Origin of the sequence: Fodinicurvata fenggangensis DSM 21160 (assembly GCF_000686045.1) — a bacterium.
Taxonomy (GTDB): Bacteria; Pseudomonadota; Alphaproteobacteria; order Kiloniellales; family DSM-21159; genus Fodinicurvata; species Fodinicurvata fenggangensis.
Map to the genome: position 1 here is coordinate 482056 of NZ_JMLV01000001.1, position 12484 is coordinate 494539.

12 protein-coding genes and 2 tRNA genes are annotated in these 12484 nt (G+C 57.9%); 8 read left to right on the plus strand and 6 right to left on the minus strand.

Annotated elements, in window-relative coordinates; all coding sequences use genetic code 11:
- Positions 1-31: 31 nt before the first annotated feature.
- The 3 genes from BP38_RS23065 to BP38_RS0102290 form a co-directional block, all read right to left on the minus strand.
- On the minus strand, positions 32-865 hold the full coding sequence (locus tag BP38_RS23065) for a DUF2497 domain-containing protein (RefSeq protein WP_081816398.1): 834 nt from the start codon (positions 863-865) through the stop codon (positions 32-34).
- A 52-nt stretch (positions 866-917) separates the two neighbouring features.
- Complete coding sequence (locus BP38_RS0102285; RefSeq protein WP_081816399.1) at positions 918-2393, minus strand: TolC family outer membrane protein; 1476 nt, start codon at positions 2391-2393, stop codon at positions 918-920.
- 159 nt (positions 2394-2552) lie between these two features.
- The gene (locus tag BP38_RS0102290; protein WP_026986406.1) at positions 2553-3209 is read right to left on the minus strand and encodes a protein-L-isoaspartate O-methyltransferase family protein; all 657 of its coding nucleotides are present in this window, start codon (positions 3207-3209) and stop codon (positions 2553-2555) included.
- 238 nt (positions 3210-3447) lie between these two features.
- Between BP38_RS0102290 and BP38_RS0102295 the strand changes: the two genes are divergently transcribed.
- A tRNA-Cys gene (locus BP38_RS0102295) sits at positions 3448-3521 on the plus strand.
- Between the two features lie 73 nt (positions 3522-3594).
- Positions 3595-3669, plus strand: a tRNA-Asn gene (locus BP38_RS0102300).
- 583 nt (positions 3670-4252) lie between these two features.
- On the opposite strand, the gene BP38_RS0102310 is transcribed toward BP38_RS0102300, so the two are convergent.
- Positions 4253-4813 carry a winged helix DNA-binding protein gene (locus tag BP38_RS0102310; RefSeq protein ID WP_026986407.1) on the minus strand — a complete coding sequence of 187 codons (561 nt, stop codon included), beginning with the start codon at positions 4811-4813 and terminating at the stop codon, positions 4253-4255.
- Between the two features lie 325 nt (positions 4814-5138).
- On the opposite strand from BP38_RS0102310, the gene BP38_RS18590 reads away from it, so the two are divergent.
- Both BP38_RS18590 and BP38_RS0102320 read left to right on the plus strand, forming a co-directional pair.
- Complete coding sequence (locus BP38_RS18590; protein WP_051608873.1) at positions 5139-5783, plus strand: response regulator; 645 nt, start codon at positions 5139-5141, stop codon at positions 5781-5783.
- Positions 5784-6076: 293 nt separating this feature from the next.
- Positions 6077-6760 (plus strand): LuxR C-terminal-related transcriptional regulator, encoded by a 684-nt coding sequence (locus BP38_RS0102320; protein WP_035723151.1) that lies wholly within the window; start codon positions 6077-6079, stop codon positions 6758-6760.
- Between the two features lie 25 nt (positions 6761-6785).
- On the opposite strand, the gene BP38_RS0102325 is transcribed toward BP38_RS0102320, so the two are convergent.
- Together BP38_RS0102325 and BP38_RS21605 are read right to left on the minus strand one after the other, a co-directional pair.
- Positions 6786-7316, minus strand: coding sequence for a hypothetical protein (locus BP38_RS0102325; protein WP_155992153.1), 531 nt, complete (start codon positions 7314-7316; stop codon positions 6786-6788).
- A 140-nt stretch (positions 7317-7456) separates the two neighbouring features.
- Positions 7457-8266, minus strand: coding sequence for a helix-turn-helix domain-containing protein (locus tag BP38_RS21605; RefSeq protein ID WP_026986410.1), 810 nt, complete (start codon positions 8264-8266; stop codon positions 7457-7459).
- Between the two features lie 413 nt (positions 8267-8679).
- Here BP38_RS21605 and BP38_RS18600 point away from each other — a divergent pair, with 413 nt between their 5' ends.
- The 4 genes from BP38_RS18600 to BP38_RS0102350 all read left to right on the plus strand — a co-directional run bounded on the left by BP38_RS18600 (position 8680) and on the right by BP38_RS0102350 (position 12478).
- A complete protein-coding gene (locus BP38_RS18600; RefSeq protein ID WP_081816400.1) occupies positions 8680-9552 on the plus strand; it encodes a CsgG/HfaB family protein in 873 nt (290 codons plus the stop codon).
- Positions 9553-9554: 2 nt separating this feature from the next.
- Positions 9555-10904, plus strand: a complete 1350-nt coding sequence (locus BP38_RS0102340) for a hypothetical protein (protein ID WP_026986411.1) — start codon at positions 9555-9557, stop codon at positions 10902-10904.
- Positions 10905-10982: 78 nt separating this feature from the next.
- Entirely contained in the window at positions 10983-11459 is a 477-nt protein-coding gene (locus BP38_RS0102345; RefSeq protein ID WP_026986412.1) for a hypothetical protein, read from the plus strand.
- Between the two features lie 194 nt (positions 11460-11653).
- Positions 11654-12478 (plus strand): tetratricopeptide repeat protein, encoded by an 825-nt coding sequence (locus BP38_RS0102350; protein ID WP_162175107.1) that lies wholly within the window; start codon positions 11654-11656, stop codon positions 12476-12478.
- Positions 12479-12484: the final 6 nt, after the last annotated feature.

The following is a 12484-nucleotide window of genomic DNA, read 5'->3' on the forward strand; positions in this document are numbered from 1 at the left end:
CCGGAAATGGAGCGGTGTTGGCTTTCGGGGTTCAGTCGTCTTCCGCGCGGCGGACCATGCGACGAACCTCCTCACGTACGACGCGTTCGACCAGGGGTGCAAGATTCTGGTCCAACCAGTCCTTCAACAGCGGCTTGACGGCTTCCCGGACAAGTCCCTCCAAGGTCTTGTCGCTTTGAATGGGAAGGTCTTCAGCCGCGCGCGCCTGGCTTCGGACATCGCGCGATGCTTCCGAAAGCGCCGCAACCGTTGCCGCGGCGGTGGCGCTCGAAACGAGGCCTTCCTCGCTGTTGTCCCTGCTCATCGGCGCCTCCGGTTCATCCTGCACTGCGTTGCCTCCAAGGCCGTCATCCATCGCGCTTTCTGTCTGGCTGGTATCTTCCTCAAGATTCGGTTCAGGCATGGATGTCATGTCGCCCTGGGTTTCGGCACCTGTCATGTCACCAAAATCATCGACGGCGTCATCCTGACCATCCTCCTGGGCATTCGCCAATTCATCGCCGAAACCTGCTTCCTCCAGAGCTGCGAAGGGGTCGGGAACAGCTTCTTCCGCCACAGGCGCAGAGTCTTCCGGCAGGGCGCCCGGAATTGCATCCGCTTCCGGGTTTTCGGCAAATGCGGTGTCCTCGGCTGAGGCAGACTCGCTGCCCCCCTCACCTGGGTCTTCGGCTTTATCGGTCAGGTCCAGGATGTCATCATCGGCACTTTCCGTGGCCGAAAGGGCCTCCGAACCTGCCTGTGCAGACTCACCGGCCTCCTGACCGGTTTCTTCAGACTGTTCCTTGTCGTCCTCGGAAATGATCCGGCGAATTGATGCCAGAATCTCTTCCATCGACGGTTCACCCTGCCCGTCCGGATTGCTCATGGCTGCTCTCCCACGCGTGTGTCTATAAACACACTGAATGTACCGGATTAACTTATTCCGAAGGCGTGCTCAACCCGAACCACGAATCCCGCACGGCCCTGTAGTCCTCTTCCGGCTCGTAATAGGCCACATCCAGCCCCAGTTCCTCTGCCGTTAGGCGGCCGATGGCCGAGAGCAGCCGAAAGCTTGCAACGATATCCTCGCGCCGTGCACGAACCAGGCTGACCTGCGCATCCAGCAGTTCCTGCTCCTGGTCCAGGACATCCAGGAGCGTGCGCGCCCCGACTGCATTTTCCTGCTGAACGCCTTCCAGCGCGACTTCAGCCGCTTCGATCTGTGCCTGAAGGGATGTAATCTGCGCCTGGGATGAAGTCCATTCTTCCCAGGCCGTCACCGTTTCCTGCCGCACATTGCGGCGCGAGACCTCGCCCTCCAGGCGGCGCTGGTTCTCGACCTGCTTGGCCTCTCTCACTTGACTGGACACCAGACCCGCCTGGTAGATCGGGATCGTCACCTCGGCCATTAAGCTGGCAGCCTCGTTCTTCGAGCCCGCAAAACTGGTCTCTCGACCCGCTGAAAGGCGTCCGCGCAGCTGTATTTCGGGCAACAACTCCCCTTCCCGTTCCCGAACCTGCCGTTCGGCAGCCCGCTCATCGAACTGCGCAGCCTGAAGCGAAGGGTTGCTTTCCTCTGCCAGAGCTATGGCTGTGGACAGGGACTCAGGCATCCCCTCGACGGCTTCGGGGGCTGACAGGTCCTCTGCCGCTTCGCGTCCGATCACTTCCCGGAAAACGGCACGGCTGGAGTTCAAGCGGCCCTCAGCGGCAATGCGCTCGGCACGTGCGCCGGCCAGGCGGGATTCCGCCTGCGCAACATCGGTGCGTGTAATCTCGCCCACTTCGAAGCGTTGGCGTGTCGCTTCCAACTGCCGAGCCAGGCGACTTTCATTGTTTTCGTTCAGGCGGACTTCCGCCATGTCGCGCCAGACATCCATATAGGCGGTCACGGCATCGAGCAGAACGGTCTGCTCGGTATTCTCCAGGCGAAACCGCTGGGCCCGGACTTCGTTTTCGGCGCGCTCGGTTCCGGCCACGGTACGGCCACCGCGATAGAGCGGCTGGACGATCTCGATCGCACCTTGACGCGGTGTCGTCGTTTCCTGAATTCGACCGCTGTTGCCGCCGGCTCCAGCCGAAAAACCGCCGCCTTCGCTGAACGAGCGTTCCTTGCCGGCCGAGGCCGTGACCTGAACTGTGGGACGCCAGCCGGAAAGGGCCTGGGGAACCCGCTCGTTTACCGCACCAAGCTCGGCGCGCGCCGCCTTCAGCCGGGGGTTGGATTCGTAGGCATTCTCCAGCGCATCCAGAAGCTGGAATTCCTGTGCCTGCCCCCCTGTTGCCGCAGTCAGCAACAGGCCGCTTGCCAGCAGACTTGCCCGCAACACCTTCCGGATAGGGCCGACAGCTTCACAGGAAGGCAAGGGGCTTGGTATTGGCAGACGGTTCATCGGCATGCTGTTCGCTTTCATCCTGGCCCCTGCCAGGCCTCAGCTACTTTGGCAGAGTTCTCCAGACAATAGAGGCTTCAAGCGCCTGCAGCCAGTCTCGAGTCCGGATTCGTTGCGCGAAAATATGCTGTTCCACTCTTCTCCTGCATGTAGAACGGAACCCCAGTGGGCCGTCTCGACCTAGAAGACGAAACGTTCTGGTGCCCGGAACTCCTCCAGGATCGGTGTGGAGGCATCGAAGAGAATCCGGTTCGAAACCACACCATCGTCCTTGCGATACAGTCGAGCGCGGCCGATTCCGCCTGGCGAAGGGCGTGTCACGCACATGAGGCGTCCCCCTTCCGCCAATTGGTCGGTCAGACCATCGGGCAATTCCTCAATCCCGCCATTGATCAGGATCACGTTATAGGGTGCCTGCTTGGGATAGCCCGCCGCCAGATCGCCCTGCACCACCACGGCATTGGATATCTCCATGCGGGACAGCAGGTTGTTGGCCGTTTCCACCAGCCCGGGATCGCTTTCAAGACCCACGGCCGTGCTGCACAGCCGCGCGAGAATGGCGGTCGCGTAACCGGTCCCACTGCCGATATCCAGCGCGACATCGCTCTCCTGGATGTCTGCCGCCTGCAAGAGCCGCCCGAGGACCATAGGTTCCATCAGGTAGCGCCCGTTTCCTATGTGCAGGTCTTCGTCGACATAGGAAATGCTGCGAATGTTCTGGGGCACGAACAACTCGCGGGGCAAGGTTTCAAAGGCGTCCAGAAGACGCTCTCCGAAGACACGGTTCGTGCGCAGCTGGCTCTCCACCATATTCAGGCGGGCGTAGGCGTAATCCATGACTCAAGGCCTCACATGAACGCACAAGGCATCGATAGGATGCCCAGGCTTTACCGGATCGTTTACTTTCCCTGCGCGTTATAGTCAGCCTGCCGCTTCAAGACAACTCTCGCAGCCAGGATCCGGGAAGTTTTGCGGTTGCACCCGGCCCGACCGGCAGACTTGCGATCCTGGCCGCAGCCAGGCGCGTCTAACGCCTTGACCCTCTGCTCGAAAAGTGGCAGTAACCTGCGCCTCTGGCCCGGTGGCAGAGTGGTTATGCAGAGGACTGCAAATCCTTGCACGTCGGTTCGATTCCGGCCCGGGCCTCCAAAATGCGGCAAACGGCATTGCACCCCCAAAGGAGCTTTGCTATAAGCCGCAAACCTTGCCACAAGGCACCTGATCCGCGGTAGCTCAGTGGTAGAGCAGGTGGCTGTTAACCACCGGGTCGCAGGTTCGAGTCCTGCCCGCGGAGCCAACAGACAAAAAGGGTCGCCCATTTCGGCGGCCCTTTTTCTTTGAAATCATTTATAAACGATATCTTATAATCCTGGTTTCATCTGAATATTCAATTCCATTGCCATCACTGCGGTAAAGTCACGGATTCTGCGCATAGTTCACAGTGCAGGCCACTTCGCTCACGAACTGTTACAGAAGGTTCTGACCTGAATGGTGTCAGGATACGGTAATAATACACAATATTATCAATGGATTAGAGGGAAGCCCTGTGACAAAAAATGGATCATATGACCAATATTATTTTCCACTATATCCTTTGGGGTTATAGTCCCTTTCGGAAAGTCGCTAAAGGCTTTCGACTGCTAGGGAGGATGGGAATGAGACATCAGGCCAAACGCTGCCATCGGAATGTCTATACCCCCCGTAGAACTTCAATCATGGAACGGCGACAGGTTCTCAATTTCGGACTGACGTCCGGATGCCTTCTGCTGGGAACACTGGCCGCAGCACTCTGGATCCAGATGGTATTCTGATCGCGGAAAGATTGTCTGGGTCCTTCAGGGCGCCGGTTTCCGGCGCCCTTTCCTTGTGCGATTCCGGATTTACAACGAGGTCGCCGAACGCGCCGCCTGGTCATAGAGGCCCGAGAGCAGCCTCAAGTTCTTTGCCAGCTTTTCGAGATCACGGTGATCGGCGCCGCCCATGGAAGCAGAGGTCGAGACCAGGCAGGCTTCCCGCACTTCCCTGTATTTCCGGATACAGGCTTCTCCATCTTCCGTTGCCTCAAACAGCACGTCCTTGCCCTTTCGATGACGCTGCACCAGGCCAAGGCGCGTCAACTTCTTAAGGGCATAGTTGACGGTATGCGTCTCCTCGATATTCAACACAAAACAGATATCCGCCAGCCGCTTGCCACGCGTCCGATGGAATACGCTGTGAAGCACAAGTATATCCAGGGTGGACAGGTCCGGCATACCTGCGGCCGCCATGCAACGGGCCACCCAGCGGCCAAAGGCATTCCAGGCGATAATCAGGCCGAACTCGAATTCACTGAGTTCTGCCGCCTGCTCCGAGACAAGATGAGATGAGGAAACGATATAGCGGCGCCCTCTTTCCTGCGGTGCATTGTCCTGTCCTGATGTCAGTTCTTCGGATTTAGTCATTCTTGAAGCGCACCCTACAATGTCCTGCGAAGGATTGGGAAACGTGACGATTCTTCGTCTGTTTCACTATAAAATGCCGGACAGTTTGCCGGAAGCCCCACCACCTACTGGTAGCATTATCTTATAATACATGAACACTTTCTGAGTGTGTATTTCTCAACTACCACAAAATTGCGCTCATACTTATGTTATTTTTATATGCGGATATGAAAAATTGATGTATAAAGTCTGCGGGGTAATCCGAAATCGATATTCCTCTGGCTTCAGGACGTCGTCTGTTTGAGACTTATCCCGTCCTTTTCATGGGTAATCGAGAGATGACACCATGTCCGTCCTGGTTGTCGATGATCACCCACTGGTGACAAAAGCCCTGGTCCACTTGTTGGAAGCAGAGCAAATTGATGCCGCTTCGGTGACCGAAGTAGCGGAAGCTGTCGATTACATCAAGACTGTTCGGAAACCGGATCTCGTCATCCTGGACGCACACATGCCAAAGGTTAATGGCCTAACCGGAATCGGGATTCTACAATCCAATTTCCCCAGTATTGCAATCGCGCTCTGGTCCGGTGACGAGCGGCAGGAAATCATCCAGCAAGCCATAGAAAAGGGCGCGCTTGGGTTTCTATCCAAGGCAATGTCAATTCGTGCGATCATTCCGGCCATCCACCTGATGCTGGCCGGCGAGCCCTATCTGCCCGTCCATCTAATGACCAGGAAAAACGAAGACTGGAACCGCAGTGAAACGGCCCAGTCCTATCATCTGACCCCCCGCGAGCGGGCAGTCCTGGACGAGCTTGCCAATGGCTTGTCGAACAAGGAAATCGCACGCAACCTGGGGATCGAGGAAATAACGGTGAAGCTGCACCTGCGCGCGATCTACAAGAAACTGAGCGTCAAGAGCAGGACCCAGGCAATCTCAATCTATTGCAACAGCCATCCGGCCAGCACACCTCAGCACAGTTCGACTTGAGGCCCGTCCGGCACAGCCTGCCGAACATAAGCCTGCCCTTTCGCGTGCGGCCAAGGGTATGGGGTACCCCATACCAACGCCACCTTCCCCATACTTCTGACACAACATGCTACCCCTTTGACTGACTCCGCAGCCGCGCACTTTTGAGGCAATCTATCCCTGTTCCCGGACTTTCGATGAGGGATGCGTACCCAAAGATGAATATCAGAGAAAATGGGTAGCCCCTTCGTCATAAAGAGAAAACATATCCAATCCGGCAACAAGGTTCTTGGAACAGCATTAGGGGCAAGGCAATGGACAGTTACCAGAACACTTCCGTGATGATCATTGATCACAGCCGCCTTTTAAGGGAAGGCCTGCGCCAGATCATGACCGGGACAAGCTTCGCGGTCCTCTATGAATTTCCCACCCTGGAATCCGCGCTTGACGCACCTTTGGAGGCGGGCGCACCCAAACTGGTCCTACTGGAATGGCTGCCTGAGGATGATCAGGACAATCCCGTGGCCCGGCTGCGCGAACGCCTGCCGGATGCGCGGATTATTGCATTCGGCGACACGCTCTCGAAGAAACAGATGGTCCACGCCCTTCGTGCGGGCGCCGGCGGGTATCTTCTGAAAGACATGTCGCTCGATGCCCTGATCCAGTCGCTGCGGCTGGTCCTGATGGGTGAGGTCGTGTTTCCGACCGAGCTTGCCGCTCACCTTGTAACGGGCAGCTTCAACATGGACACACCGGGCGAAAGGCTGGACAGGCACAGCTTTGGCGCCGCGCTCTCAGAGCGTGAACTCCAGATCCTCAAGTGCCTGATCAACGGGTATCCCAACAAGATCATTGCCCGTCAACTCAACATCACCGAAGGGACGGTCAAGGTGCACCTCAAAGGCCTGCTCAAGAAGATCCAGGTGCAAAACCGCACACAGGCGGCCATATGGGCCCTCGATCACGGAATTCGGCACAATGATGGCCCAGAAGCTTGACTCGCTCTTGAAGCCTGACGTGCCCTCACAGGCCGTTAAGCTGGCCGATCCAGGTGTCAATCACCTGGCCGGCCGGCGTGGCCGTGGAAGTGGCGACCCCGGTCCAGCTGCCCTGGTCGGCCGGCGTGTTCATCAACGACGTCCAGCCAACATAGGCGACCTGTGCCGAATCGAAGGGATTGCCTGTGTACCCGCCATTGGCCAGGTAAGGACCGGAAGCAGCCCCTCCATAACCGAAACCGCCAAGGTTCAGGAAGCCACTGGGCCTGTAAGGCAGGGTTATCGAACTGGGGCGCGACACGAAGGCTTGGCGGTCCGGGCCACGACGCACGTCCAACAGGAAACCGTCCGCACCACGGTAGAGGTTGTCCGGTTCGCTGCCGGTGAACTTGCGCTCGATGATGGCCTGGCGATAGCCGGGGCTCATGCCGACACCACCGGACGGCCCTTTCCAGCCAGGCTGCCAAGGCTGGTTGTTCCATTGGGCCGAAGCTCCGGATGTGGCTGCCACGACAAAGGCTACGGCCAGACTCGGGACGATCAGGGACGCTCTCATGAAATCGCTCCTCTCAAGGCAAGACACTGCTGAACGGTCTCCTCCACGCCTGAGCAGTTCACAGCGCGGTTACCGCAACAGGCACAAAAACAGTTTACTATCTTCCTAGATGCTTTGCCTTGACGGTTAAGGCCAGTACCTTACCCCCCAAGAACGCTGCTTACCCCGTTCGCGTGCCTCTTTTGGCGGCATGACCAGGAATCAGAGCGACGGTAGGCGTCCTTGGCCGTTTCGTTAAGGCTGTCCGAGGGGCCATCCTTTTCCGAATCGGGGAAGTGTCTGTCCTCAATGTCTTCACTGGTACGCATCCAATAGGCCAGGACAGCCGCGCAGGTCCGGTTTTCCAGATGCAGGTGTGAAAGCAAGGCGCGCACCAATGTCTTGACCCGCGTAACAGGCAATTCCAACTCACCGGCAATCTCGGAATTCGTCAAACCGCGCCCCAGGCAGTCCAGCAGGAGCCGGTCCTCGGGCTCCAGTTCCTGCGGCAACTGCATCGCACCGGGGCAATCCAGCAAGCACTGGACGGCGGCTTTGTTCATGACACAGTAGCCGATTTCGGCCAGAATCAAACGCTCTGGGGCCGTCTGTCTATTTTCGTCGAAAAAGAAGACGCCGAAACTGAACGCATCCCACCCCCAATAACGGAAGTTCAGCATGGCCTGCCGGAAATCCGGCATATGCGTCATCAGGACAAAGGGAACCTCTTCACTTTGCGCCTGTGCATCCGGCTGTCTCGGATAAAGCGGCAAGACTTTCGAAAAATCGATACGTATGCTGTCCCCGCGCTCCAGCCGCGCCACCAGGTCGGCGCGCAGAGCCAAGTGCGCAATCTTTTCTGTTGCGATCAAAAGGGCGATCAGCTTCCTGGCCTCTATCGTCACCTGGCTGCGAAACAAGGCGTCGGGATCGCAGGCAAGCAGGATCTTCTGACTCTGTTTCGAGGACATGGGCATTCCTGCGAGCGCTTTTCGCGGTTTCCGGTCATGGCCGAACCTGCTTCATGCGACGGGTTCGACCGGGTGAGCAGCACGACGGCTGGGAGTTCAGCATAGTTTGATTCGCTCTATCTGAAGGAAGGGAAAAGGAGGCGGCCTAAGTGAGCAGAGGGCGCATCACGCTGTCCGATCGGGCCTCTATCCTCTCTTAGGGACAGCCGCACGACTCTTTCGGAGTAATCCGCATAAACGGAAAATGCTCCATAATAAAGAAATGTGTCCTAAAAGTTTTAAGCAATTATACTTACGATATGTTTCTTGTTTTGTAATTTTATTTAATATCGCTTCTCGGATGTTCATGGAACTTCCGGCTCCCGAAACGGACCGGATCGCACTCCGCGGCACAAGAGACATAGAGGGAAGCGATGACCCAGCGCTCAAGAACAGCACGTCGGCTTTTAACAGGTCTCGCCATCGCCGGCCTGTTTGCGGTTTCGGCCTGTGCACCACATACGACAGCCGAGAGCATAAAGGACGCGCCCAAGGGGCCCGAGCCTTTCTTCAGTTTCCCGGTCACCTCGAATGACACGCCCTATTCGCAGTGTCTCGCATCATTCAAGAAATACCCGGCCAACAACCTGCCCGCCTTCACGGTCGGCGAGGTTGCCGACAAGACGGGCCAGATCGACCGCACCAGCAACAGCGCGGTGATCTCCCAGGGTGTCTCCGAGATGGTCATGAGTGCGCTGTGGAAGACCGGCAAGGCCAAGCTCGTGGAGCGCTTTGACCTGCGCATCCCGCTGGCAGAGATGAAGATGATCGAACAGGGCCTGACCACCCGGCCCCAGAACGGAATGGCCAGTTCCATCCGCGCCAGCGACTTCGTCGTGCTCGGCGCCTTGACAGAGCTCAACTACAACATTGTCAGCCAGGGCGCAGGCCTCTGGGTCGGCGGCATCGGCGCGGGCGCGCGCACGGTGGTCATAAATGTCGGCCTGGACCTGCGCGTGGTCAACTCACGCAATTTCGACGTCGGCTACGTCAGCTCTCTGCAGAAGCAGATCTACGGCTACGAAGTCGAAGCCAACGTTTTCCGATTTTTCGGATCCCAACTCGTCGAGTTCGACGCGGGTCGTATCCAGAACGAACCGCTTCAGCTCGGCGTGCGCTCCGTCGTGGAGATGGCGATCTACCAGATCATGACGGAGTATTTCGGGCTTCCTGCCAGCAAGGAATGCGGGGAGATCAAAGAAGCCCATAACCTTGACGCAAGAGACAGCACTAAGAAGGAGAGCTGAAAATGAAAAGAACCTTACGTTACGGGCTCCTCGCCGGCGCATCCGGCCTGGCCCTGGGCGTTGGACTGGCCACGGCACCGGCCCAGGCCTTCGATGAAGTGGATTGGACTTGGACATCAGATATCACAACCGACTTCACCATTGATCCCGAGATTGTTTGGACTGTCGATCCCGAAGGCCTCGTGATGGTGGAATCCATCCAGGTTAGCGTCGGTGATATCTCGGCATCTTCCACGGTCAGTGGTGTCCACAACAACCAGCCTGAAGGCACCGGCTATGCCGATGGCTCTTTCACCTTTGAAAGCGAGATCTTCGACGATGACTCTGTCGATGGCCTCGACTTCAACAAGGGTGTCTATGGTGGGGAAACTTCCGGTGAGGTGGCTGGCATCCAGCCGGGCGCACAAACCGACTCCACATTTGGCAGCACTGATGACAGTGGAGATGTAGGAGACCTGGATAGCGGCGTCTATGACGCGACCGGGGCTCTCGATGGGGCGACAGTCAGCGTCCACGGGGGCATCGCACCGACAGGTGGCTCCTGTAACAATGAAACGGGTGAAGAGGGCTGTGTTATCTTCACCGTCGACATCGAGGATATGTACATTATTGGCGATGCTGCCCTCGATGCCGTAGTGGAGCTTCCTGAAGTCGTCAGCGTGGCAACGGCCGTGGCCAACAACCTCACCGTGACGGCCGATGCCGGTACAATGATGCACAATGGCCAGTATGCCTTTGGGGAGTTCAATGCTCCCGAAGAAGGCGAAGTTACCTATGCTGCCGCTGAATTCGAGAAGGAGTGGGAGTACTGGTACAAGGACATTGGACGTCGTGGTGTATCCTTGGGTGGAGGAGAAGGCAGCCTCTCCGGCAGCGGTGAGTACTTCAACGCATCCGGTGATCTTGCCAATGTTGCTCTCGCAGCGGCAGGCATTTCTCAGGTCGATACCGGAAACCGTCACCACGACGTTCTGGCAACGGCCACCATCCTGGCTCAGCTTGGCCTCATCTCCAAGGGGACGGTCGAAGCCGAATCGGATGTCAGCGACATCCTGAACGCTTCGGTCGACAGCAATGCCACGGCTGTTTCCAACAACATTTCGGTCTCCGTGAATCCGGCCGAAGAGGTTGAAGGCGAAGATGGTGAGATGGTCAGCGTGGCCGAAACAACTGCAGATAACCTGCTGGTCGCCGACTACACCCAGTTCAGCTACATGGATGTGAACTCAACCTCCAGCGTGAGTGATGTTGAGGTCAACAACTATGTGAATCTGGGCGCCATGGACCGTCCGCTCGTGAACTCCACGGCGACCTCGGTCGGCAACAACATTTCCGTCAACGTCGGAAACTGATCCTTACCTGATCTCGGAGGCGGGTGGAAACACCTGCCTCCCCTTTTTCAATCAGCCAACTCGGGAAAGGACAAGGCAATGTACAGATACCTGATTGCAGCCGCCGCCCTGCCGCTGACACTCCTGGCTGCGGATTTGGCTCAGGCTCAGCAGATGGGCAATGACGGCTGGAGTTGGTCGCGCAACAAGTCCATGGCCGCCCAGTTCCAGGCGATGGAACGAAACGGTGGTAGCGCGAACGGCGGCGGCCTGGGCGCCCTCAACCAGTACACCACCAACTACACCTCCAACTCCACCTCTGTGGGGAACCTGAACGAGATCACGCAGATCCTGTCGGAAGGCTCCAAAGGCTACGTTGGACAGAAGACGGACCAGTACAGCGACGGCAACCAGGATTCTGGTGCCAAGACGGATGTCAGCCAGAACAACTCCGTCAGCAACGTGCAGGGCGACAACAACGACACCTCCAGCAGCAGCGACACGGCGAACGCCAGCGAATCGCCAAGCGAAGAGGAGCCGTCTGACGAACAGACCGCCGAGACCGAGGCGGAGTGACACCTGCTAATCGTATGCGGCCTGACTATGGCCGTAACTGGAAGGGGCCGGACAAAACCGGATGAAGAATGATGTTTCTGCAAAAGTCTAAACCCAAATCTTTCTTGCAGGCCTTAGCCATTGGCACTTTCCTGGCAGGCCTTGGGACCCTTTCACCTACAGTGGCTACAGCCCAGCAATTGGGAGAAAGCAGTGTGGAAGAGTTGCGTGCGGAATCAGCCAAGGGCAATCCGGAAGCGGATTTCCAGCTGGGTCTGCGGGCCTCCATGCAACGCCTGCCGGGGGAAAGCCCGACCAAGGCCTATGAGTACCTGCGTCGCTCGGCTGACGCCGGCCACCTGGAGGCAAGCTTTCTTTTGGGCTCGCTCTACCTGGAAGGATTCGCGGGCCAGCAGTCCTCGCCGCAGGCAGCGGAGCGATATCTGAAACAGGCCGCGGAACGCGGCCATGCCGGCGCACAGGAAAAGATGGGCCAGTATCATCTTTCCACCACCAACAACCCGGGCGAAGCCGTCCGGTGGTTCCAGGCCGCAGCGAATCAGGGACTGGCGAGTGCGGAGAACAACCTCGGGCTGCTTTATGCGGAAGGCAGAGGAGTCAACAAGGACCCAGCCCGCGCCTTTGAATTGATCAACAGGGCCGCAAGCAAGGGATTGCCGGGTGCCAAGCACAACCTGGGCCTTCTCTACAAGACCGGGAACGGCGTAGCAGCTGACCCGGCCCGCGCCAAGCAGCTCTTCGAGGAAGCGGCGCAACTAGGCTATCAGCGCTCCCAGTACAGCCTGGCCCAAATGCACATGAAGGGCGAGGGCGTTCCGCAGAACCCCGTAGAAACCCTTAAATGGTTGATGCTGTCCTCTTCCGGCAAGGACAGGAATATCCTGGAAGCGTCGCGCCGAACCCTGATTGCTCTCGTGCAGCGGACTTCGCCCACCCAGGTGCATGATGCTGCTGAGGCTGCCCGCCAATGGGCCATCCGATACGAGATGAGCGCACCCTATCAGGTCAACCAGAACTGAGCATGA

Coding starts and splice junctions, on each gene's coding strand:
- BP38_RS23065 (WP_081816398.1), bottom strand. CDS start 865: ATGAGCAATCCGGACGGGCAGGGTGAACCGTCGATGGAAGAGATTCTG.
- BP38_RS0102285 (WP_081816399.1), bottom strand. CDS start 2,393: ATGAAAGCGAACAGCATGCCGATGAACCGTCTGCCAATACCAAGCCCC.
- BP38_RS0102290 (WP_026986406.1), bottom strand. CDS start 3,209: ATGGATTACGCCTACGCCCGCCTGAATATGGTGGAGAGCCAGCTGCGC.
- BP38_RS0102310 (WP_026986407.1), bottom strand. CDS start 4,813: ATGACTAAATCCGAAGAACTGACATCAGGACAGGACAATGCACCGCAG.
- BP38_RS18590 (WP_051608873.1), top strand. CDS start 5,139: ATGTCCGTCCTGGTTGTCGATGATCACCCACTGGTGACAAAAGCCCTG.
- BP38_RS0102320 (WP_035723151.1), top strand. CDS start 6,077: ATGGACAGTTACCAGAACACTTCCGTGATGATCATTGATCACAGCCGC.
- BP38_RS0102325 (WP_155992153.1), bottom strand. CDS start 7,316: ATGAGAGCGTCCCTGATCGTCCCGAGTCTGGCCGTAGCCTTTGTCGTG.
- BP38_RS21605 (WP_026986410.1), bottom strand. CDS start 8,266: ATGTCCTCGAAACAGAGTCAGAAGATCCTGCTTGCCTGCGATCCCGAC.
- BP38_RS18600 (WP_081816400.1), top strand. CDS start 8,680: ATGACCCAGCGCTCAAGAACAGCACGTCGGCTTTTAACAGGTCTCGCC.
- BP38_RS0102340 (WP_026986411.1), top strand. CDS start 9,555: ATGAAAAGAACCTTACGTTACGGGCTCCTCGCCGGCGCATCCGGCCTG.
- BP38_RS0102345 (WP_026986412.1), top strand. CDS start 10,983: ATGTACAGATACCTGATTGCAGCCGCCGCCCTGCCGCTGACACTCCTG.